At 73.5% G+C, this 21856-nt stretch carries 22 protein-coding genes; 13 read left to right on the top strand and 9 right to left on the bottom strand.

All coding sequences use genetic code 11. The features are described from left to right. Positions 1-125: 125 nt before the first annotated feature. A complete protein-coding gene (nucS, locus tag BN39_RS18065) occupies positions 126-821 on the top strand; it encodes an endonuclease NucS (protein WP_040768662.1) in 696 nt (231 codons plus the stop codon). After that, positions 821-1105: a hypothetical protein gene (locus BN39_RS18060; RefSeq protein ID WP_192814872.1), complete on the top strand. Its 285-nt coding sequence runs from the start codon at positions 821-823 to the stop codon at positions 1103-1105. Before nucS ends, BN39_RS18060 begins: the two co-directional genes overlap by 1 nt. On the opposite strand, the gene BN39_RS18055 is transcribed toward BN39_RS18060, so the two are convergent. Both BN39_RS18055 and mce read right to left on the bottom strand, forming a co-directional pair. After that, positions 1102-2127, bottom strand: a complete 1026-nt coding sequence (locus BN39_RS18055; protein WP_019203849.1) for a hypothetical protein — start codon at positions 2125-2127, stop codon at positions 1102-1104. The two genes, BN39_RS18060 and BN39_RS18055, sit on opposite strands and share 4 nt — an antisense overlap. A gap of 88 nt (positions 2128-2215) precedes the next feature. Then, a complete protein-coding gene (mce, locus tag BN39_RS18050; RefSeq protein ID WP_019203848.1) occupies positions 2216-2707 on the bottom strand; it encodes a methylmalonyl-CoA epimerase in 492 nt (163 codons plus the stop codon). A gap of 50 nt (positions 2708-2757) precedes the next feature. Here mce and BN39_RS18045 point away from each other — a divergent pair, with 50 nt between their 5' ends. From BN39_RS18045 to BN39_RS18020, 6 genes are all read left to right on the top strand, one after another. Continuing rightward, a complete protein-coding gene (locus tag BN39_RS18045) occupies positions 2758-3960 on the top strand; it encodes an acetyl-CoA C-acetyltransferase (protein WP_019203847.1) in 1203 nt (400 codons plus the stop codon). 8 nt (positions 3961-3968) lie between these two features. Beyond that, complete coding sequence (locus BN39_RS18040; protein WP_019203846.1) at positions 3969-4322, top strand: DUF3817 domain-containing protein; 354 nt, start codon at positions 3969-3971, stop codon at positions 4320-4322. A gap of 71 nt (positions 4323-4393) precedes the next feature. Continuing rightward, positions 4394-7426, top strand: coding sequence for an AMP-binding protein (locus BN39_RS18035; protein WP_019203845.1), 3033 nt, complete (start codon positions 4394-4396; stop codon positions 7424-7426). 139 nt (positions 7427-7565) lie between these two features. Further along, on the top strand, positions 7566-8462 hold the full coding sequence (locus BN39_RS18030) for a tetratricopeptide repeat protein (protein ID WP_019203844.1): 897 nt from the start codon (positions 7566-7568) through the stop codon (positions 8460-8462). Between the two features lie 24 nt (positions 8463-8486). Continuing rightward, entirely contained in the window at positions 8487-9758 is a 1272-nt protein-coding gene (locus tag BN39_RS18025; protein ID WP_237741712.1) for an ABC transporter substrate-binding protein, read from the top strand. Positions 9759-9984: 226 nt separating this feature from the next. Then, on the top strand, positions 9985-10941 hold the full coding sequence (locus BN39_RS18020; protein ID WP_040768205.1) for an alpha/beta hydrolase fold domain-containing protein: 957 nt from the start codon (positions 9985-9987) through the stop codon (positions 10939-10941). Positions 10942-10947: 6 nt separating this feature from the next. Here the strand turns inward: BN39_RS18020 and BN39_RS18015 are convergent, their stop codons facing one another. Both BN39_RS18015 and BN39_RS18010 read right to left on the bottom strand, forming a co-directional pair. Next, complete coding sequence (locus BN39_RS18015; RefSeq protein ID WP_202803308.1) at positions 10948-12195, bottom strand: RNA polymerase sigma factor; 1248 nt, start codon at positions 12193-12195, stop codon at positions 10948-10950. After that, positions 12192-12551: a YciI family protein gene (locus tag BN39_RS18010; protein WP_040768653.1), complete on the bottom strand. Its 360-nt coding sequence runs from the start codon at positions 12549-12551 to the stop codon at positions 12192-12194. Before BN39_RS18010 ends, BN39_RS18015 begins: the two co-directional genes overlap by 4 nt. 121 nt (positions 12552-12672) lie before the next feature. Here BN39_RS18010 and BN39_RS18005 point away from each other — a divergent pair, with 121 nt between their 5' ends. Beyond that, on the top strand, positions 12673-14103 hold the full coding sequence (locus tag BN39_RS18005; protein WP_019203839.1) for an acyl-CoA synthetase: 1431 nt from the start codon (positions 12673-12675) through the stop codon (positions 14101-14103). Between the two features lie 10 nt (positions 14104-14113). Here BN39_RS18005 and BN39_RS23020 read toward each other — a convergent pair whose 3' ends face one another. The 3 genes from BN39_RS23020 to BN39_RS17990 form a co-directional block, all read right to left on the bottom strand. Beyond that, a complete protein-coding gene (locus BN39_RS23020; RefSeq protein ID WP_019203838.1) occupies positions 14114-14914 on the bottom strand; it encodes a hypothetical protein in 801 nt (266 codons plus the stop codon). 42 nt (positions 14915-14956) lie between these two features. Next, entirely contained in the window at positions 14957-15919 is a 963-nt protein-coding gene (locus BN39_RS17995; RefSeq protein WP_019203837.1) for an ABC transporter ATP-binding protein, read from the bottom strand. An 82-nt stretch (positions 15920-16001) separates the two neighbouring features. Beyond that, positions 16002-16670 carry a response regulator transcription factor gene (locus BN39_RS17990; protein ID WP_019203836.1) on the bottom strand — a complete coding sequence of 223 codons (669 nt, stop codon included), beginning with the start codon at positions 16668-16670 and terminating at the stop codon, positions 16002-16004. Between the two features lie 73 nt (positions 16671-16743). Here BN39_RS17990 and BN39_RS17985 point away from each other — a divergent pair, with 73 nt between their 5' ends. Next, entirely contained in the window at positions 16744-17880 is a 1137-nt protein-coding gene (locus BN39_RS17985) for a sensor histidine kinase (RefSeq protein ID WP_019203835.1), read from the top strand. Here the strand turns inward: BN39_RS17985 and BN39_RS17980 are convergent. Further along, positions 17871-18761 carry a LysR family transcriptional regulator gene (locus tag BN39_RS17980; protein WP_019203834.1) on the bottom strand — a complete coding sequence of 297 codons (891 nt, stop codon included), beginning with the start codon at positions 18759-18761 and terminating at the stop codon, positions 17871-17873. The genes BN39_RS17985 and BN39_RS17980 overlap by 10 nt on opposite strands. 95 nt (positions 18762-18856) lie before the next feature. Between BN39_RS17980 and BN39_RS17975 the strand changes: the two genes are divergently transcribed. Both BN39_RS17975 and BN39_RS17970 read left to right on the top strand, forming a co-directional pair. Further along, positions 18857-20254, top strand: a complete 1398-nt coding sequence (locus BN39_RS17975; RefSeq protein WP_019203833.1) for an FAD-dependent oxidoreductase — start codon at positions 18857-18859, stop codon at positions 20252-20254. Between the two features lie 72 nt (positions 20255-20326). Beyond that, positions 20327-20779, top strand: a complete 453-nt coding sequence (locus BN39_RS17970; protein ID WP_019203832.1) for a lipoprotein LpqH — start codon at positions 20327-20329, stop codon at positions 20777-20779. Here BN39_RS17970 and BN39_RS17965 read toward each other — a convergent pair. Next, on the bottom strand, positions 20766-21374 hold the full coding sequence (locus BN39_RS17965; RefSeq protein WP_019203831.1) for a pyridoxamine 5'-phosphate oxidase family protein: 609 nt from the start codon (positions 21372-21374) through the stop codon (positions 20766-20768). The genes BN39_RS17970 and BN39_RS17965 overlap by 14 nt on opposite strands. A 77-nt stretch (positions 21375-21451) precedes the next feature. Between BN39_RS17965 and BN39_RS17960 the strand changes: the two genes are divergently transcribed. Then, positions 21452-21856: GntR family transcriptional regulator (locus BN39_RS17960; RefSeq protein ID WP_040768203.1), on the top strand; the 405-nt coding region annotated here is incomplete at its 3' end.

Here is a 21856-nt window from a genome sequence, read left to right as displayed (position 1 = left end):
CGAGAGCCCCCGGGGCGTGATGAGCAGAAATGCTCTCCGCCCCGGGGGTTTTCGCTGTCTCCGGCGCGTTTCCGGGGCCCGGCGCGGCCGCCGCCGGCCGGGGCGGGTGCCGTATGGTGGAGGCCGTGCGTGTCGTGATTGCCGAATGCCAGGTCGACTACGTGGGACGGCTCACCGCCCACCTCCCCATGGCCCGGCGCCTCATTCTGGTGAAGGCCGACGGCTCCGTCAGCATTCACGCCGACGATCGCGCCTACAAGCCCCTCAACTGGATGAGCCCGCCCTGCTGGCTCGAGACGGCACCGTCGGGCGAGGGGGCGGAGGAACTGCCCGAGGGGCGGCAACTGTGGATCGTGCGCAACAAGGCCGAGGAACAACTGCGGATCCTCATCGGCGAGGTGGAGCACGACAGCAGCCACGAGCTCGGGGTCGACCCCGGCCTCGTGAAGGACGGCGTCGAGGCGCACCTGCAGGAACTACTGGCCGAGCACACGGACACCTTCGGTGACGGCTACACCCTGATCCGCCGCGAGTACATGACCGCGATCGGCCCCGTCGACCTGCTGTGCCGCTCCGCGGACGGTGGGACCGTGGCCGTCGAGGTGAAGCGGCGCGCGGAGATCGACGGCGTGGAGCAGCTGACCCGGTACCTCGAGCTCCTCAACCGTGATCCGCTCATCGCGCCGGTCACCGGGATCCTGGCCGCGCAGCAGGTGAAGCCTCAGGCTCGGACCCTCGCCGAGGACAGGGGCATCCGGTGCGTCACCGTCGATTACGACGCGCTGCGCGGCACCGAGGACACGTCCTACAAGCTGTTCTGATGGGGCGCCGTCCGGTCTCGCGTAAGCGCTCGGGGGCACCGGCGAGGCCGCTGAGCGCGGGCGGGTTCGGCACTCGCGTGGAGCTCGGGGAGGACGCCTACCAGGTGCGCACCGTGACCGGCAGCGGCGCCGTCAAGGACTACCGCTGCCCCGGCTGCCACCAGGTGATCGCGGCCGGTACCGCGCACGTCGTGGTCTGGCCGGCCGCGGATTCCGGGGGCGTCGCGGACCGTCGGCATTGGCACGCCGGGTGCTGGCGCCGGGAGGCGGGCCGCCGCGGTTAGTCCGCAGCGGCGAAATCGTCCGAACCGAGGGTCTCCTCGGCCCGCTGGGCCGCGGTCGGCCCCTCGTCGGCCACCTGATCCGCCTTCGGGGGCTGCGCGGGGGAGTACTGCGCCGGCGGCACGCTCTTCCCGACCACCTGCGTCTCCTCACCGCCGGGCGCGAGCGCCTCGGGGACGAGCGAGAGCTGCCGGCGGACGGTCTCGAGCTGATCCAGGATGGAGGCGCGCAGCGACTGCATGTCCTCCGTGATCCGCTTGGCGTTGGCCACCTGGTTGGCGATCCTGGTGTTGGTCTCCTCGAGCTTCTGCTCCGCCGTGGCGTTGGCGGTGTTGAGCGTCTGCTCGGCGCGATCGTTCGCGGAGTCCACGCGTTCCTTGGCCTCGGCCTTGGACGCCTCCTCCAGCTCGGTGATCGTGGTGATCGCCTTGTCCCGGCGCATCGACATCGCCAGGTCGAAATCGTTCTGCACGCGCTCGCGGTTCTCGGCGGCATCCCGCGACAGCTTCTCGGCCTCCGCCGTAGCCTCGGCCACGATGCGCTCGGCCTCGGCCCGGGCGTCGTCCATGGTCGACGTGTGCTCCGCCTCCATGGCCTCGCGCCGCGCCGTCATGTCCGCGCGCAGCCGGTCCGCCTCGCGACGGGTGGCCTCGGCCTCCTGCCGGGCCAGCGAGCGCACCTCGGCCGATTCGTTCTGCGCAGCCGCACGGATCTCGGACGCCTCGTCCGACGCCAGCCGCATCATGCGGGCGATGCGGTCGCTCATGCCCTCCGCGGTGGTCGGGGGCACCGACAGCCGGTCCACCTCGCGGCGGAGGTTGTCGATCTCGTCCTGTGCCTCGTCGAGCAGGTCCGTCAGCTCGCGCGCGTGCGCCGACGCCGCATCCCGGTCGGCCGCGAGAACCCGCAGCTCAGCCTGGTAACGGTGGAACTGCTCGGAGACCTGGTCGCGGTCGTAACCGCGGAGGACCACCGCGAACGGTGCGGGGGCCGGTCCGCCCGAGGAGTTGTCCGAATTCGCCATACTCCGATGTTACGTGGGTTCCCCCCGCGGACGGCGACCAGCAGTCGCTTGGCGTCCGAATCGTTACTACCGAATCGGTACTGCCGGATCAGTGCGCCGCAGCGGGTTCCACCAACTCCACGAGGATCCCGCCCGCGTCCTTGGGGTGCAGGAAGTTGATCCGCGAACCGGCCGTGCCGTTGCGCGGCGCGTCGTACAGCAGCCGCACGCCCTTCTCACGCAGGTGCTCGACGACCTCGTCCAGGTCCGACACCCGGTACGCGAGCTGCTGCATCCCCGGCCCGTTCCGGTCGAGGAACTTGGCGATCGTCGAGTTCTCGTCGAGCGGTGCCAGCACCTGGATCTGGGCCGCGGAGGAGGCGGCGCCGCCCGCCGCCAGCAACGAGGCGGGCGAGAGCATGCCCTCGCGCACGCCCTGCGGCTCGTTGACCTCCTCGTGGGTGCAGACGAAGCCGAGCACGTCCGCGTACCAGCGCACGGCGGCGTCGAAGTCGGCGACCGCGACCCCCACGTGGTCGATGCCGAGCACGTACTCGGCCGGGAGGGCGGCTGCTTCCGGATGCGATTCGCTTGCGGTCATTGTCCGAATGTAGCGTGTGTCCAGGAGCAATCGCCGCCTAGGAGGAACAAGTGGCCAACCCCGACCCGTCCGTCATCGTCGCCGGGGCCCGCACCCCGTTCGGCAAGCTGCTCGGCGCGCTCAAGTCGCAGTCCGGAACCGATCTCGGCGCCGTCGCGATCCGCGGCGCGCTCGACAAGAGCGGCGTGGACCCGAGCACCGTCGACTACGTGATCATGGGCCAGGTGCTCACCGCGGGCGCGGGGCAGATGCCCGCCCGCCAGGCCGCGGTCGCCGGCGGCGTGCCGTGGGACGTGCCCACGCTGACGATCAACAAGATGTGCCTCTCGGGCATCAACGCCATCGCGCTCGCCGATCAGCTGATCCGCGCGGGCGAGTACGACGTGGTCGTGGCCGGCGGCCAGGAGTCCATGACCCAGGCGCCGCACATCCTCACGGGCAGCCGCGAGGGCCACAAGTACGGCAGCGTCGAGATGCTCGACCACACCGCCTACGACGGCCTGCACGACGTGTTCACCGACCAGCCGATGGGCGGCCTCACCGAGCAGCTCAACACCACCGACACCGTCACCTACTCCCGCGAGGAGCAGGACGCGTTCGCCGCCGCCTCGCACCGCAAGGCCGCCGACGCATGGACCGCCGGCAAGTTCGCGGACGAGGTGGTCCCCGTCGAGATCCCGCAGCGCCGGGGCGAGCCGGTCCGCGTGGCCGAGGATGAGGGCGTCCGCGGCGATACCACCGCCGAATCGCTGGCCAAGCTCCGCCCGGCGTTCGCCAAGGACGGCAGCATCACCGCCGGCAACGCCTCGCAGCTCACCGACGGCGCGGTCGCCGTCGTGGTGATGCGCAAGAGCCGCGCGCAGGAGCTGGGCCTGGAGTACCTCTGCGAGATCGGCGCGCACGGCGTCGTCGCCGGCCCCGACTCCTCGCTGCAGCACCAGCCCTCGAACGCCATCAAGAAGGCCTGCGAGAAGCAGGGCATCGCGCCCACCGACCTCGACCTGCTCGAGATCAACGAGGCCTTCGCGGCGGTGGGCCTCGCGTCCACGGCCGATCTCGGCGTCGACGCCGAGAAGGTCAACGTCGACGGCGGCGCGATCGCGATCGGCCACCCGCTCGGGGCGTCCGGCGCCCGCATCGTGCTGCACCTCGCGCTGGAGCTCGCCCGCCGTGGCGGCGGCACCGGCGCGGCCGGGCTGTGCGGCGCCGGCGGCCAGGGCGACGCCCTCATCATCACCGTCCCCACCCAGTGAAGGAACCCATGAACGAGTCCGTCGCGTCCAAGATCGTCGCCGCCTTCAAGGTGGTCGCCTTCCTCGAAGCGCTCACGTGGGTGTGGCTGCTGATCGGCATGTACGGCAAGTGGGTCGGCGGGAACGAGGAGGCGGTGGCCAAGCCGGGCATGACCCACGGCATCGTCTTCATGGTCCTGGTGGTGCTCACCTTCGCCGTCGCGTACGTCCGCAAGTGGGACGTCAAGACGATCGTCCTCGGTCTCGTGGCGACCGTGGCGCCGTTCTGCTCGGTGGTCTTCGAGGTCTGGGCGCAGCGCGCGGGCAAGCTCGACGCACCGGTCGCCGCGCGGGTCGCCGCAGGTGACGCGATCGGCGGTTAACCGCCGTCCGGTGCGCGCCTGGCGGTAGCTTGATGTGCTGACTGCGGCAACGTTCAACGGGAGGCGGGGACATGGTGGACATCCTGGGAGGCATGCCCGGCGGTAGGGCCCTCGAAGCGTCGGTCAACCGCCTGGCGGCCACGGCCCGCAACGGCTTCGAGGTGCTCACCAACGGCGGCCTCGAGACCGGCGCCGAGCCGTCGCAGTTCACCGTCGTCGACCGGTCCCCGATGTACCGCCTGCGGCGCTACTTCGACGAGGGTGCACCGGCTCCCGAGACCGACGAGCGACCGGTGATCCTGCTGGTCCCGCCGCTCATGGTGGACGCGAACGTCTTCGACGTCACCGAGGACAAGGGCGCCGTCTCCGTGCTGCACCGGGCCGGACTCGACACCTGGGTGGTCGACTTCGGCGCACCCGATCGCGAGGAGGGCGGCCTCGAACGCACCCTCGCCGATCACGTCGTCGCGGTGTCGCGGGCGATCGACCGGGTCGTGGCGTTCCGCGGCCGCGACGTGCACGTCGCGGGCTATTCGCAGGGCGGCATGTTCAGCTACCAGGTGGCCGCGTACCGCCAGTCGAAGTCCATCGCCAGCCTGATCACGTTCGGCAGCCCCGTCGACATCGCCGCGGGCATGCCGCTCGGCGCGCCGCCCGCGCTGGTCAACAAGGGCGCCGAGTTCGTCGCGGACCACGTGTTCAGCAGGCTCTACGTGCCCGGCTGGATGGCCCAGCGCGGCTTCGAGATGCTCAACCCCGTCAAGGCGGTCCGGTCGCGCGTGGACTTCGTCCGGCAGCTGCACGACCGCTCGGCGCTGCTGCCCCGGGAGGATCAGCGCCGGTTCCTCGAGGCCGACGGGTGGGTCGCCTACTCCGGGCCCGCCGTCGCGGACCTGCTCAAGCAGTTCGTGGTGCACAACCGCATGCTCACCGGCGGCTTCTCCATCGACGGGGAGGCGGTGTCGCTGGCCTCGATCACCTGCCCCGTGCTGGCCTTCGTCGGCTTGTCCGACCAGATCGGCCGGCCCAGCGCGGTCCGCGGCATCCTGCAGGCCGCGCCGCGGGCCACCGTGTACGAATCGCAGGTGTCCGCGGGGCACTTCGGGCTCGTCGTGGGCACGTCGGCCGGTGCCGTCACCTACCCGACGGTGGCCCGTTGGATCGAATGGCGCGAGGGCCGCGGCCCGGAGCCCGAGAACATCGGCGTGATGGAGTCGCACCCCGATACCGAGGGCGGCGTCAACCCGCTCATCGCGGGCCTCGGCGGCCTCGCGACGGTCGGCTTCGTCACCGCCCGCGATGTGCTCGACGTGGCGTCGGGCGCGGCGGCCGGCGCGTCGGCCGTGGCCCGCGAGGTGACCCGCGGCCTGCCGAAGCTGGCCAGGCTGGGGCAGTTGCAGGCGCACACCCAGGTGTCGCTGGGCAAGCTGCTCTCCGAGCAGGCCGCGAAGGACCCGCACGGCGAGCTGTTCCTCTACGACGATCGCGTGCACACCAAGCACGCCGTGAACGAGCGGATCGACCGCGTCGTGAGCGGCCTGCTGCAGGTGGGGGTCCGGCAGGGTGAGCACGTCGGCGTGCTGATGCACACGCGACCGTCGGCCCTGGTGACGATCGCCGCGCTGTCCCGGCTCGGCGCGGTCTCCGTGCTGCTGTCCCCGGGCACCGACTACGCGAAGGCGCTGCGCCTCGGCGAGGCCACGTCGATCATCACCGACCCCGAGCACGCCGAGGAGGCGAGCGCGGTCGCGGAGCGGGTGTTCGTGGTCGGCGGCGGCGACCGCCGTGCCCGGCCCGGCGCGGCCCGGCAGGACCTCGCGGCCGAGCTCGTCGACCTGGAGCAGGTCGACCCCGACAACGTCCGGGTTCCCCGGTGGTACCGGCCCGATGCCGGCCTGGGCCGCGATCTCGCGTTCGTCATGTTCTCCGAGGCGGGCGGGAGGCTGCGGGCCAAGCGCGTCACGAACGGCCGGTGGGCGCTGTCCGCGTTCGGCACTGCGACGGCCACCCGGCTCTCGGAGAGCGACACCGTCTACTGCCTCACCCCGCTCAGCCACAGCTCGGGCCTCATGACCAGCCTGGGCGGCGCCCTCGCCGGCGGCTCGCGGATCGCGCTGACCCGCGATTTCGACCCGGCGCGGTTCATGACCGAGGTGCACCGGTACGGCGTCACGGTGGTCTGTTACACCTGGAACCTCATGCGCGCGGTGCTCGACGAACCGGGCCTGGACATCCCGCGGTACCACCCGATCCGCGCGTTCATCGGCTCGGGCATGTCGTCGGAGCTCTCCCGCCGGGTGAGCGAGGCGTTCGGCGCCCGGGTGGTGGAGTTCTACGCCTCCACGGAGGGCGAGATCGTGCTCGCCAAGGTGGGCGGCGGTAAGCCCGGGGCCAAGGGCCGCAGGCTGCCGGGCAGCGCCGAGGTCGCGCTCGTGGACTACTACTTCGACACGGGCAGGTTCGTCGAGAACGACGACGGCTTCCTGCAGCAGGTCGCGCGGGGCGAGGTGGGTGTGCTCCTCGGCCGGGCCGACCCGGACACCACGCACCGCGACGTGGTGTTGCGCGGCGTGTTCCGGCCGGGTGACGCCTGGTTCTCGACGGGGCACCTGTTCCGCCAGGACGACGACGGGGACTACTGGCTGGTCGACGACGTGCGCACCGTCGCCGTCACCGACCGCGGCCCGGTGTATTCGATCCCGATCTCGGACGTGCTCGAGCAGCTGGGGCAGGTGGACCAGGCAGTGGTCTACCAGGTGCGGTCCGGAACGGATGGCGGTGAGGACCGGCCCGACGACGAGCCTGGCCGGGGCGACCAGCGGGCCGGAGCGGGGCTGCCGGGGGACGAGCAGCCGGGGGCCGACGGTGCGCCGCGCGTCGTCGCGGCGGTCACCCTGCGCCCCGGTGCCGTACTCACGGCGGACGACGTGACCGATGCGTTCGTGGGCCGGCACGGGCAGTACCCGGATGCGGTGCAGGTGGTCGACGAGGTCCCGCTGACGAGCTGGTACCGGCCGCGCGGCAACGAGCTCGCCGCGCAGGGCATGCCCGGCCCGGGGCCCAGGTCGTGGCGCTTCGATCCCGATCAGGCGCGGTACGTCTGATCCGTCATCGCTCAGGGCGAACGGTTCCCGCGGGCGTGCGCGCCGCGCCGCGTGCCAAGATGGAACCGTGACTACACCGCGCGCCGGGCGAGGCGCATCGAGGCAGGATCAGGAGCGCGCCCTGCGCACCGCCGCCGCCATGGCGGGGGCGGTCGACCTCTCGGGGCTGAAGGCGCGCGCGGAGGCGAAGGCGGCGCAGCAGGCACGGCCCGCGCCGGCGGAGGGCGAGGCTCCCGCGCAGGCCGGGGGCGACGTCGTCGACGTGACGGACCAGACCTTCGCGACGGAGGTGATCGACCGCTCGGCGGAGCGGCTCGTGGTCGTCGCGCTCACCGCGTCGTACAGCGAGCAGTCGGCGGCGATGTCCGCGGTGCTGGAGAAGCTGGCGGCGGACGATGCGGGCCGGTGGACCTTCGTCCGCGCGGACGTGGACGCTGCGCCCGGCGTGGCCCAGGCCTTCGGCGCGCAGCAGGTGCCGATGGTGGTCGCGGTCGCGGGTGGCCGCGCGGTGACGGCGTTCGCGGGAGCCCAGCCCGAGCAGGCGGTGCGGCAGTGGCTCGACGACGTGCTGAGCCAGGTGGGACCCGCGCTCGGCGATGCGGAGGCGGGGCCCGCCGAGGCACCGTCGGACCCGCGGCGCGAGGCGGCCGAGCAGTTGGCGGCCGACGGGGACTACGACGGTGCGCGGGCCGCCTACGAGGCGATCCTGAACGCCGACCCGGGCGATGCGGAGGCCGCGGCGGCGGTCAAGCAGATGGCCTTCTTCGCGCGGGCCACGGCGGCCGATCCGGGCGCGATCGCGCGGGCCGACGACGCCCCCGGGGACGTGCGGGAGGCGCTCGCCGCGGCGGACGAGGAACTGCTCACGGGCGCCCCGAAGGCCGCCTTCGCCCGCCTGATCGCGGCGATCCGGATGTCGGCGGGCGACGACCGCACCGCGCTGCGCACCCGGCTGCTGGAGCTCTTCGACCTGTTCGACCCGGCGGACGAGGCCGTTCTCGCCGCCCGGCGTGACCTGGCCGCCGCACTGTTCTGACGCCGCTTTGCGATAATGACCGACGTGTCTGGGAACCTCGGGCGCGGCGTGTCGCGCCGCGCGGTGTTGGCCGGAGTCGGCGGCATCGCCGTCGCCGGCGCGCTCGCCGCGTGCGATTCGGGCACCGGGCGGCGCGGCGGAACCGGGGGCGACCTGCGGGTCTGGTTCCACGAGTACGGCGAGCGGGGCGCGTCCGATGCGCTCACCCGATACGCCACCGAGTTCCCCGGCGGCGGGGTGCGAGTCGGGATCTTCGCGGGTGACTACGACCAGAAGGTCACGTCGGCGCTCGCCGGTTCCGACGGGCCGGACGTCTTCGAGTTCGCCAACGGGCCGACGATCGACATGATCTCGGCGGGCCAGGTCGCCGACCTCACGGACGTCCTCGGCGACGCGCGCTCCGACTTCAATCCCGCGATCCTGGACCGCATGTCCCACGACGGCCGCGTGTACGGCGTCCCGCAGGTCACGGACATGCAGTTGCTGGTGTACCGGCGGTCGATGCTGGAGGCGGCCGGTGTCGTGCCGCCGCGCACCCTCGGCGAGTTGGTGTCGGCGGCGAAGGCCCTGACCCGGGACGCGGTCAAGGGGTTGTTCCTCGGCAACGGCGGCGGCGCGGACGTGCTGGGCGGGGTGCTGCTGTGGTGCTCGGGGCACGACTTCATCACCCCCGACGGGACGCCTGGGTTCGTCGACGAGGACGTCGCCGCGGGTCTGCGCACCATGCGGACGCTGTTCACGTCGGGCAACCTGCTGCTGGGCGCGCCGCAGGACTGGTCCGATCCGACCGCGTTCATCGAGGGGCGGACCGCCATGCAGTGGACCGGCCTGTGGGCGCTGCCCGCGATCCGGGCGGCGCTCGGCGACGACGTGGGCGTGAAGCCGTTCCCCGCGATCGGGCCGACCGGGGGCAACAGCGTGCCGTTCGGCGCGTTCGGGGCCGCGGTGAACGCGAACGGCCCGAACGTGGACCGCGCCAAGGAGTTCGTGAAGTGGCTGTGGGTGCAGCGGACGGACCTGCAACTCGAGTGGGCGCAGAAGTACGGGCTGCACGTGCCCGCGCGTCGCTCCCTGGTGTCGCAGGCGGCGTCGCTCTCGACGGGGCTGTACCGCGAGGCCGCGGACATGGTCTACACGATGGGGCACACGCAGACCCCGCTGCGCTGGACGCAGCGGAGCGCGACGGCGTACCGGGACGCGCTGGACCGGGTGATCCGCGGCGGTGCCGACCCGATGGCGGAGCTGCGGGGCGTCGAGGCCGTGGTGGCGGGGGAATTGGAGCGGATCCCGAGCTGACGACCGGCGCCGGGGTGGAACGTGTTCCCCCGGGACGCCCGCGAGGGGCCGGCCCTCGCCGGGTGGCCCGCCGGCGCGGACGTGGCGCCCGTCACGTTCGTGGCCTGCGCGGTGACCGGGACACGCCGGACGCGCCGAGGACCGGTTCACTGGATCGAGCCATCGGTCCGGCATAGTCTGAACCGGTTCTGCCCGGCCCTCGTCGGCCGGGCGAGAGGAGACGACGATGTCTGTGACCGCCCACACCGGTGTGAGCGCCAAGTCCGCGCTGGCGATCGCCGGAGCGCGACTGTTCCTCAAGCCGGTCATCCACCTGTACCCCGTGCGGTCCTGGTCCTTCGCCCCGCTGGCCCTCGTGGAGGGGATCGCGAACCTCATCGGGTGGATGCCGGGCGACGTGGAGGTCGAGCGCATCGAGTTGGCCGGCGTCCCGGTGGAGCGGCTCGTGCCGACCGGCGGCGACGTCCGCGCCGACGCCGCGATCTGCTACTACCACGGCGGCGCGTTCCTCACGGGCGGGCCGGCCACGCACCGCCGGGTCGCGGCCGCCCTGGCCCGCGCCCTGGGGGTCACGGTGTTCAACGTCGACTACCGCCAGCTGCCCGACGTGGGCGTGGGCACGTCGGTCGACGACGGCTACCGCGTGTACCGCGCCGTGGCCGACTCGGGCCGGTACGGCCAGGTGGCGGTGGGCGGCGATTCCGCGGGCGGCTACATCTCCGCCAAGGTGGTGGAGCTGGCCTGGCTGGACGCCGCCGCGGCGCCCGCCGCCTACTTCGGATTCTCGCCCCTGCTCGCCCCCACCGTGGAGGACGGGGACCCGCGGTACGAGATCGACGATGCGTACATCTCCGTGGGCAAGCTCCGCGGGCTGCGGGAGTTCTTCGACCGCGGCCCGGACGAGCTGCGGGGCAGCGACGACGCGACCGAGATCGACCCCGCCGCCTTCCCGCCCGCGATCGTCGTCGCGTGCACCGAGGAGATGCTGCGGGTCGACGCGGAGCGCCTGCACGCGCGTCTCGACGAGGCGGGTAAGCCGTGCGATCTGCACCTGTTCGACGGGGGCGTGCACGCGTTCCCGGTGCTGGCCGGCGCCACCGCCGAGAGCGGGAAGGCCGTGCAGCTGACGGTGGCGTACCTGGCCGCCGCGTTCGACGCGGCAATGTCCCGACGGGCCGCGTAGGCCTCCTCACTCCAGGGCGGCGCGCCCGCGCCGGAGCAGTTCCTCCTCGGCGTCGTTGTCGCACAGCGTGAGCGCGGCGTCGTACCAGCGTAGGGCGTCCGCGGTGCGGCCTGCCCGGGCGTGGAGTTCGGCGCGAACCGCGGGGAGCCGGTGGCCGGGCAGGTCGAGCCCGTCCAGCAGCGCGAGTCCCGCCGCGGGGCCCTCGGATTCGGCGACCGCGACGGCGCGGTTGAGCCGCACCACCGGTGTCGCCGCAACGGCCTCCAGCTCGGCGTAGCGCGCCACGATCCGCGCCCAGTCCGTGTCCTCGGCGCGGCGCGCGACGGCGTGTTCCGCGGCGATGAGCGCCTGCAGCAGGTACGTCGACGGCGGGGCGAGGACGTGCGGCGTGAGCAGCTCCAGCGCCGCGGCGATCTCGTCGTGCCGCCAGTCGCGGCGGTCCTGGTCCGCGAGCAGCACGAGGCGGCCGCCGTCCACGCGGGCGCGGCGGCGGGAGTGCTGCAGCAGCATCAGGGCCAGCAGGGCGTCGAGTTCTCGCCGCACGCCCGGCGGTGCACCGCCCGCGAGTTCGCGCAGCAGGCGTGCCAGGCGGATCGCCTCCGCGGCGACATCGGCGCGGAGCACCTCGGGCCCGGAACCCGGCAGGTAGCCGGCGGTGAACGCGAGGTGCGCCACGTCGGCGGCGTGGGTGACTCGCGACGCGAGCTCGTCGCCCTCGGGCAGGGCGAACGGCACCCCGTCGAGCCGCTTCTTCGCGCGGGTCAGCCGCGCGGCCATGGTGCTGGTGCGCACCAGGAACAGCCGCGCGACGTCCTCGGTGGGCACCCCGAGCACGATCCGGAGGCTCAGCGCCGCTGCGTCGGCGGGCCGCAGCCGCGGGTTTCCGCACAGCAGGACGAGCCGCAGGCGCACGTCGAGCGAGTCCTCGGGCCGGGGCGGGGCGGCGTCGGCCGCGATCGCGTCCACCGCGAGGTCGGGGAGGGCGCGTTCGGCGGTGGCCTCGGCGCGCAGCAGGTCCGCACCGCGACGGCGGGCGGCCGTGAGCAACCAGGCCGCGGGCGCGCGGGGAACGCCGGACTCCGGCCAGGTCCGCACCGCGGCCTCGAAGGCCGCGCTCAGCGCGTCCTCGGCCAGGTCCAGGCGGCGGAAGCGGAGCACGAGCAGGCTCAGCAGCCTGGCCCACTCGTCGTGCCACGCGGCGGTCACGGCCGCCGCGACGCTCTCTTCGGACGCCGGGCGCACGCCCCCACTCACCCCAGCATCTCGCGGATCTCCACGCCGAATCCGTGGCCCCCGTCGCCGAACAGCGTGCTCGTGATCTCCTGCAGCCCGGCGAGGTCGTCGGTGCGCACCAGGTAGAAGCCGCCGAGTTGCTCGACAGCCTCCGCGTAGGGGCCGCTGCGCACCTCGGTGCCGCCCCCGTCGGCGCGGCCGATCCGTGACGCGGTCCGGGACGGCGCGAGCTCCGCGCCGCCGACGATCTCATGGCCGCGTTGCGCGAGCAGGGCGGTGAACTGGTCGTGTCGCGCGAAATCGGCCCGTCGCTCGGCGTCGGACGCGGCCTCCCAGGCGGCCTCGTCGCCGTACAGCAGCACTGCGTAGTCGGTCATCTCCGTGGTCCTCTCGTCGGTGTGTACAACCATGACTCGCGGGACCCGCCGGATTCGACACTCGCGACGAAAAAGTTCGGGGGAGCCCGGGCGTCGCGGGGCGGGCGCCTAGGCTTGGCCCATGCTGTTGCCCCACACCCGCACGCCCGTCCCTCCCGGTTCGGATGCCGAGCCGGCCGTCACCGTCGGGGGCCGCACGCTCTCCCGTACGGATCTGATCGGGGCGTCCACGGCGGTCGCGGAGCGACTGGGCGGCCTGGGCGTGCGGGGCCCGGTCGCGGTGTGGGCGGAGCCGACGCTCGCGACGATCGTGGCACTGGTGGGGGCGCTCCGCGCGGGTGTGCCGGCGGTGCCGGTGCCGCCGGATTCGGGGAGCGCCGAGATCGCGCACGTGCTGGGGGATTCCGGCGCGCAGGCGTGGCTCGGTGCGACGCCGGAGGACCCGCACGGCCTGCCGTCGGTCCCGGTACGGGAGCACGCGCGCGGCTGGCACGCGCTCCCCGAGCCGCCGGCCGCCGCGACGGCCCTGATCATGTACACCTCCGGTACCACGGGCGCCCCGAAGGGCGTGCCGATCCGCCGGGAGGCGATCGCCGCGTGCATCGACGGGCTGGCCGCCGCGTGGGGTTGGACGGGGAACGACACCCTGGTGCACGGCCTCCCCCTGTTCCACGTGCACGGACTGATCCTGGGCGTGCTCGGCCCGCTGCGCGTGGGCAGCCCGCTGGTGCACACCGGCAAGCCCACCCCGGAGGCGTACGCGCAGGCCGGCGGCACCATGTACTTCGGCGTCCCCACCGTGTGGTCGCGGGTCGCCCGGGACCCGGAATCCGCTGCGGCGCTGAGCGGCGCGCGGTTGCTCGTCTCCGGCAGTGCGCCGCTGCCGGCGCCGGTGTTCGACCGGATCCGCGAGCTCACCGGGCACGAGATCGTGGAGCGGTACGGCATGACCGAGACGCTGATCACGGTGAGTGCGCGGGCCGACGGCGAGCGCCGGCCCGGATGGGTGGGACTGCCGATCACCGGCGTCGAGACCCGGCTCGTGGGGGAGGGCGGTGCCCCGGTGCCGCACGACGGCGAATCCATCGGCGCGCTGCAGGTGCGCGGCCCGATGGTGGGCCGGGAGTACCTGAACCGGCCGGACGCGACGGCCGAATCCTGGGTCGGGGAAGGGTGGTTCGACACGGGGGACGTCGCGGTCGTCGACCCGACGGGGTTCCACCGCATCGTCGGCCGGGCCTCCACGGACCTCATCAAGACCGGCGGGTTCCGGGTGGGCGCGGGCGAGATCGAGGCCGCGCTGCTCGGGCACGCCGAGGTCCGGGAGGCCGCGGTGGTGGGCCTCCCGGACGACGATCTGGGGCAGCGGCTCGTCGCGTTCGTCGTGACCGACGGTGCGCGCCCCACGGATTCGGAGGCGGCCGCCGCGGCCCTGATCGCCTTCGTGGGGGAGACCCTCTCGAAGCACAAGCGGCCGCGGGAGATCCGGTTCGTCGACGATCTGCCGCGCAACCCGATGGGCAAGGTGCAGAAGAAGTTGCTCCTCGGCTAGCGCCGGCGCGTCACCGCGCCACATCGCGGCGGGTCACCGATATCGCGATGACCGCCGCGCACAGGGCGCCGTAGCCGCAGAGCACCGCCGCGGCCGCGCCGGTCGAGAGCACGTGCGGCGCAGCGGGATCGACCACGGCACGCATCACCAGGCCGGGGAACCAGCGCTGGGCCCATTCGCGGTCGCCGGCGATGACGTTCTCGAGCGGCCCGAACCAGAGAAGGCCGATGCCGATCGCGATGGGCGTCGAGCGCACCAGCACCGCGAGTGTCGTGCCCACGAGGGCGTAGAAGCCGACGAAGAACAGCAGGCGGGCCAGGTCGGTGCCCGCATCGAGCAGGCCGTCGGCCCCGAACCACCCGGCGGTGTCCACGGACCGGCCGGGCGCGACGATCGCCGCCGTCACCGCGCCGGACGCCAACGCGAGCACCATGAGCGTGGTCGCGACGGCGATGCGGGCCACCAGCTTGCCCGTGATCAGCGAGAGCCTGCCAGGGGTGTGCGTCATCGCGACGCGGAGCGTGCCGCGGGTGATGTCGTTGCCCATGGCGGCGATGAACGTGGCGATCACCAGGATGGTTCCGAGGCCCGCCGACGCCACCACGGCGGCGGTGGCCCCGCCGGGGCCGGTGAGGGCCTCGAGGTCGACGGCGGGCCGGCCGGTGGGCCGGGACGCGGACGGCGACGCGGAGGCGATGAGCAGCCACACGGATACGACGGTGAACGCGAGGGTGGTGGCGACGAGACCGGCCCATATGCGGCGCCGGTTCAGCAGGATCCACTCGGACAGGAAGGCGCGGGAGGTGTTCATGACTGTCTCCGTACTCGTTGGGGTGGTTGAGGTTCCGTGGTGTCACTCGCCGGCGGCGGACGCGCCGACCAGGTCGAGGTAGCGCGCCTCCAGCGATGCGCGGCGGTGGTGCAGTTCCACGAGCGTGATGCCCGCCGCGTGCGCCCGCCGGTTGATCTCCGCCGCCAGGCGCTCGGCCGAGGCGGGGTCGTCGAGCGTCACGGTCACGCCGCCGTCGCCGGCGGACGTGGGGTGGCCCGCGCTGCCGGCGATGACCCGGACGTCGTCGACGTCGGAGGGGGAGGCGGGGCGGACCACGAGCGCGTCCCCGGCGCCCAGGCCGTCGGTGGGGCCGAGGTAGACGAGACCGCCGCGGTCGAGCACCACGAGGTGATCGCAGGTGTGCTCGAGCTCGCCGAGCAGGTGCGAGGACACGATCACGGTGCGGGGGCGGTCACCGCCGTCGGCGATGCGCCGGATCAGGGCCCGGACGTCCTGCATCCCCTGCGGATCCAGGCCGTTGGTCGGTTCGTCGAGGATCACCAGTTCCGGGTCGCCGAGGAGTGCGGCGGCGATGCCGAGCCGCTGCTTCATCCCCAGCGAGTACGCGCCCACCTGCTCGTCGGCGCGGTCCGACAGCCCCACGTCGTCGAGCGGGCCGGCGACCGACGACGCGGTGTGACCGCCCAGAGCGGCGAGCGCCTCGAGGTTCCGTCGTGCGGACGCCGCGGGGTGGAAGGCGGGGGTCTCGATGAGGGCGCCGACCCGGGGGAGGTACGCGCCGCGCCGGCGTACCGGTGCACCGAGCACCCTTGCCGCGCCGGACGTGGGCCGCACGAGGCCGAGCAGCATGGACATGATCGTCGTCTTGCCGGCCCCGTTGGGGCCGACCAGCCCGGTGACGGAGCCGACGGGGACGTCGAAGCTGACGCCGCCGACGGCGGTCCGGTCGCCGTAGCGCTTGGTGAGTTCGGTGACCGACACGGCCGGGGCGGAGCCGGTCTCGGGGGCGTGGGAAGTGTTCATGGATCGACGATCCCGCGTCCGACGGGGTCGCGTCGTCGGCCCGGTGTTGAACCCGGTGTACGTCGGATGTTGAGGCGCGCGGCTATTCGGGCGTGATCGCGGCGAGCCCCAGCCGGTAGGCGAGCACCACGAGCTGTGCGCGATCGCGGGCGGCGAGCTTGGTCATGGCGCGGCTGACGTGCGTGCGCACGGTGGCGTCGCTGACCACCCAGCGTTCGGCGATCTCCCCGTTGGACAGGCCCTCGGCCACGAGCTCGACCGCCTGCAGCTCGCGGGCGGTGAGCAGCCGTGCCACGGCGGGATCGGGGGCGCCGGCCCCGAGCGGCGGTCCCGCGGCGAACCGGGCGATGAGCCTGCGGGTGACGCTGGGGGAGAGGAGTGCCTCGCCCGCGTGGATCACGTGGACGGCCTGGATCAGTTCGGCGGGCACGGTGTGTTTGACGAGGAAGCCGCTGGCCCCGGCGCGGAGCGCCTCGAAGACGTACTCGTCGAGTTCGAACGTGGTGAGGATGAGCACCCGCACCGAGTCGCCGTGTTCGGCGACGATGCGGTGGGTGGCCGCGAGGCCGTCGAGATCGGGCATGCGGATGTCCAGGATCGCCACGTCGGGCTTCTCCCGTGCGCAGACCCGGACGGCCTCCTCGCCGGTGCCGGCCTCGCCCACCACCTCGAGGTCGTCCTCGCTGTCGAGCAGCGCCCGGAAGCCCATCCGCACCAGGGGCTGGTCGTCGGCGAGCACGATCCGGATCATCTCCCCACCGTAGCGGCTCGATCTCAACATCTGTACGACGCGCGACGGGCGTCGGCGTCCCTAGACTTCGGTCATGGACGAGCGGCGTGCGACGGGACCCCGGCTGGTGGACGCGGTGGCCGTCGCCGTCGTGTCCGCCGCGGTCCTCCTGGGCACGCCGCATCTGGAGGCGGCCGCGGGGCAGCGCCCGATCGACGCCGGCGCGTACGCCCTCGGCCTGGCCGGGGCCGCGTCGTTGCCGCTGTCGCGGCGATGGCCGGCGGCCACGGCGGTCATCGCCTGCGCCACGGTGTTCGGGTACCTCGCGGCGGGCTATCCGGGCGGGCCGGCGCTACTGGTGGGCCCGATCGCCATGGCGCTCGTCGGTTTCCGCGCCCGGCGGTGGGCGGCGGCGGGCGCCGCGACGGGGATGTCGCTCGCGGTGGTCGCGGGTTCGCTGATCGCGACGGGCGGCCTGCCCACCATCGGCGTCGCGGGCCCCGCGTGGGCGGTCGCTTTCGCGGTCGGCGGCCAGGCGTTGGCCGCCCGGGTGGAGCTGCGCGCCGCGGAGCGCGAGCGGCGGGAGCGGCGCGAGCTGCAGGCCCGGTCGGAGCAGCGGCTGGAGATCGCCCGGGACCTGCACGATTCCGTGGCGCACGCGATGGCCACCATCTCCGTGCAATCCGGTGTCGCGGCGCACCTCCTCGACCGCCGACCGGAGCAGGCACGGGCGGCGCTCGAGGCGATCCGGGAGGCCAGCGCCGACGCGCTCGACGAGCTCGGGGCGATCCTCGCCGCGCTCCGCGGCCCGGGCGGGGCACCGGAGTCCCGGGACGTGCCGGCGGGACCGGACCGGGTGCGGGAGCTGCTCGTCCGTGCGCGAGCTGACGGTCTGGTCGTGGATGAGGAGCTGGAAGGGGATCTCGCGGCGCCGGCGCCCTCGGTGGGGGCCGCCGCGTACCGGGTGGTGCAGGAGTCGTTGAGCAACGCCGTGCGGCACGCGCCCGGCGCCCGTGTCACGGTCCGGATCCGGGTCGACGGTCCGCGGTCGATCGCCGTCGAGGTGGTCGACGGCGGGCCCGCAGTCCGGCAGGCGCCGGCGCGGCCCGGGGGCGGCTTCGGTCTGGTCGGCATGCGTGAGCGGGTCACGGCCACCGGCGGATCCTTCGCCGCGGGCCCCGCCGGCGGAGGCTTCCGGGTGTCCGCCCGGTGGCCGGCCGTTCAGGACTGAGAGGCCGCCCTGGCGAGGACGAAGTCGTGCAGGCTGCGCGCGACCGGCGTCAGGGTGGACGTCGCCCGCGCCAGCGCGACGGCCCGCCGGTGCTCGCCCGCGAGGGGAACCTCCACCACGCCCGACGGTGCGCGGTCGTCGTGCGGGAGCAGGGCCACGCCGAGGCCGCGATCGATGAGCTCGCGGATGGTGCCGAACTCGGTGACCTCGAGCGCGACGTCTGGGGCGAACCCGGCTGTGGCGCACCAGGTCTCGGTCATCCGGCGCAGGTGGTAGCTGGCCGGGTTCGCAATGAAGGTCTCGGCGGCCAGGTCGGCCAGGCGGACGCTGCGGGCGCCGGCGAGGCGGTGCCCGCGCGGCAGGGCGGCGAGGATCTCCTGGGCGCCGATCACGGTGTGGTGCAGCCGGTCCGGGGGCGGGATCATGACGGCCAGGTCCAGGTCGCCGGCTTCCAGGCGGCCGGCCAGCTCGGAGCCGTGCGCCTGGGTGAGCGTCACGGAGATCCCGGGGTGCGCGTGGCGGAACGCCGAGAGGAGGTCGGGGAGCAGGCCGGTGCCCATGGTGAGCGGGAAGCCGATGCGGACGGTGCCGTGTTCGGGGTCCGCGCCGCCGGCCGCCTCTTCGAGGACGCCGCCCAGCTCGGCGAGGGGGCCGCGGATCCTGCGCGCGAGGTCGGTGGCCGCGGGCGTGAGGCGCACGGTGCGACCGGCGTGGACGAGGAGCGGGATCTTCAGATCGCCTTCGAGCGCGTGGATCCGGCGGCTCATCGAGGACTGCGGGACGCCGAGCGCCTCGGCGGCCCGGGTCATGTGCCCGTCGTGCGCCTCGAGTTCCACGAGCGCGTGCAGCTGCGGGGCGAACAGGCTCAACCAATGATCCATATTCGGATCATAATTGAGCGAAGATTCATTGGACGGATTGATCCGTGCGGCGCACCGTGGAGGCATCACGTTCTCGACACATCACGGAGGGCATCATGAACGGACCTACCCGCGGCTTCGACGCCGACCTCGTGCTGATCGGCGGCGGCATCATGTCCGCCACACTGGGCGCCGTGCTCGCCGAGCTGGAACCCGAGTGGCGCATCGTCCTCCTGGAGCGCGCCGACGGGCTGGCGACCGAGAGCAGCGGGCCGTGGAACAACGCGGGCACGGGGCACAGCGGGTTCTGCGAGCTGAACTACATGCCCGACCCGGAGGACGGAGCGAAGCCGATCGAGATCGCGGAGCAGTTCCGGGTGACCCGGGCGTGGTGGGACGGGCTGATCGCCGCCGGCCGCCTGGATCCGGGGTTCCTGCACACCACCCCGCACCTCGACGTGGTGTTCGGCGCGCGGGACATCGATCACCTGCGCCGCCGGTACGAGACCCTGCGCGGGCACCCGCTGTTCGCGGCGATGGAGTACACGGAGGATCCGTCGGTGATCCGCGGGTGGGCTCCGCTCGTCATGGAGGGGCGCGGCCCGGAATCCCTGTGGGGCAGGGTGGCCGCAACACGCCACCCCGGCGGCACGGACGTGGACTTCGGCGCGCTCACCCGCGGGCTGACGGCGATCATGGCCGGCGCCGGCGGTGAGGTGCGGCTCGGCCACGAGGTGACCGGGCTGCGCCGCACGTTCGCCGGCTGGTCGGTGCGCGGCCGGAACCAGGGCGGGCGCTTCGACATCCATGCCCGGCGGGTGTTCGTCGGTGCCGGCGGACAGGCGCTGCGCCTGCTGCAGAAGGCGCGCGTCCCGGAGGTCCGCGGGTACGCCGTGCTGCCGGTGGGCGCCGCGTTCCTGCGCTGCTCGGACGGCGAGGTGGCGCGTCGGCACGAGGGGAAGGTGTACGGGCAGGCCGCGATCGGCGCCCCGCCGATGTCGGTGCCGCACCTGGACCGGCGGTGCGTCGACGGTGCGGACCACCTGATGTTCGGGCCGTACGCCACGTTCAGTACCAAGCTGCTCAAGAACGGGCGGCTCACCGACTTCTTCGCCACGCTGCGCCCGGGGAACCTGCACGTGATCGCCGCGGCGATGGCGCAGAACCTGCCCCTGGTGAAGTACCTGGTGACCGAGCTCGCGGCGGGCCCGAAGAAGAAGTTCGCCCAGCTCCGCAGGATGTACCCGGACGCCGACCCGGCGCAGTGGGAACTGATCCCCGCCGGGCAGCGCGCGCAGCTGGTCACGCCCGACCGGCGCAGGGGCGGCGTCCTGCAGCAGGGCACCGAGCTCGTCGTCGGCTCGGACGGCACCATCGCCGGGCTGCTCGGCGCCTCGCCGGGGGCGTCGACCGCGGTCCCGATCATGCTCGAGCTGGCGGCGCGGTTCGGCGCCGGCGGGAAAGGCCAGGACGCCGCGCTGCGACCGCAAACGAACTCGCGGATCGCGTCCTGAACGGCGCCCCGTGTGGTTTCCTCCCGATGGACGCCATGTCCGAATCGGTGCTGCGACTGAAGGAGTCACACCATGAACCGCACACTTCCCGTCCTCGCCGTCGCGGCGATCGCGGTCCTCGGCCTCACCGCTTGCGGGGGAGGCGGATCCGACTCCGGCTCCGGTTCCAGCGGCGACGGCGGCGACGCGAAGACGACGGTCAAGGTCGACGGCAAGGACCTCGAGGGCGTGAACCTCGACTCCGTCGGCTGCACCAAACAGGAGAACACCGTCCTCATCGGCTCGGCGGGCGCCTCGGGCGGCGTGGGCGCGACACTGAGCGCCGGCGACCCGCCGTCGGTGCAGACCGTCGGCATCACGGTGGACGGCAACGCTCTCGCCGTCGGCCCCGGGGTCGGCGAGGCGACGGTCAAGGTGGAGGGCAGCCGCTACATCATCAGCGGTACGGCCCAGGGCGGCAACATCGCGAATCCGATGGCGGGCATCGTCAAGAAGCAGTTCGAGATCGCCGTCACCTGCCGCTGACCGCGGCGAGCACGGAAGCGGGGACGGGTAGGTCCTGTCCGGGGCTCGGTTCCACGCGGGCGTACCCCTTCCGCAGCGGAAGGACGCCGGACCACCCGCCCTCGCTCGACGAGGCGCCGCCGGTGCGCGCCTTCGCGATCCAGTTCTCGTCCGTGATCCGCAGGGTGAGCACCGCGGTCGCCGCCAGCTCCTTCCGGGAGTTGGCCCGCACTTCGGCGCTGCGGCCGGGGAGCAGTGCGTCCACGAACCGGTCGAGGAGCTCCCCGGCGTCCGCGGTCTCCACCCGGAGCGGGCCGCGGAGCACCGCCGACCGGTAGTTCATCGAGTGGTCGAACGCGGTATCGGCCACGACCAGGCCGTCCAGATGCGTGACGGTGAGGGTGGCCGGCGCGCCCGCGGCGACGTGTCGCAGTGCGCCGGCGCCGGTGGATCCGTGCAGGATCACGAGGTCGCCTGCGCGCACGTAGGCGATGGGGATCGACCAGGGCAGGCCGTCGACCACGGTGGACAGCACCGCGACGACGCCCTCGTCGAGGATCTCGTCGAGCAGGCGGCGGTCGCCGCCGCGATCGGGATAGCGCGTCAATTGCTCCATGACGTCGATTCTGGGGCAATAGTGGAAGCGTGTCATGTCCGGTAATGGCCGCAGTGGAAAGCCAGTATTCTGGGCTCGTGCCTCGCCCACCCGCGCACGTCTCCGACTTCTGGCCCGCGCCGCCGCACGCCGGCGGCGGCCGCCCGACCGCCGACACCGTCGTCGAGCTGGTGATCGACGGCCTCGACTCCGGGCGGCTGCACCCGGGCGACGCTCTGCCCTCCACCCGCGCCCTCGCCGCCCGGCTCGGCGTGAGCCGGGGCGTGGTGACCGCCGCGTACGAGACGCTGGCGGCGATGGGGGTGGCGACCGGGGAACAGGGGAGCGGGACCCGCATCGCGCCCGGTTCGGACCGGCTCGCGCACGCGCTGCTCGCGGCGTCCCCGGCGGCGCCGGAGGGAGTGCCCGCGCAGCGGCGCCCGGCCGGCGAGGTCGGCCTCGAGCCGGGCCGCCCCGACACGGGCCTCATCGACGAGCGGCGG

This window comes from Tsukamurella sp. 1534 (assembly GCF_000312385.1).
Taxonomy (GTDB): domain Bacteria; phylum Actinomycetota; class Actinomycetes; order Mycobacteriales; family Mycobacteriaceae; genus Tsukamurella.
This window is presented reverse-complemented; position numbering and strand designations above follow the sequence as displayed.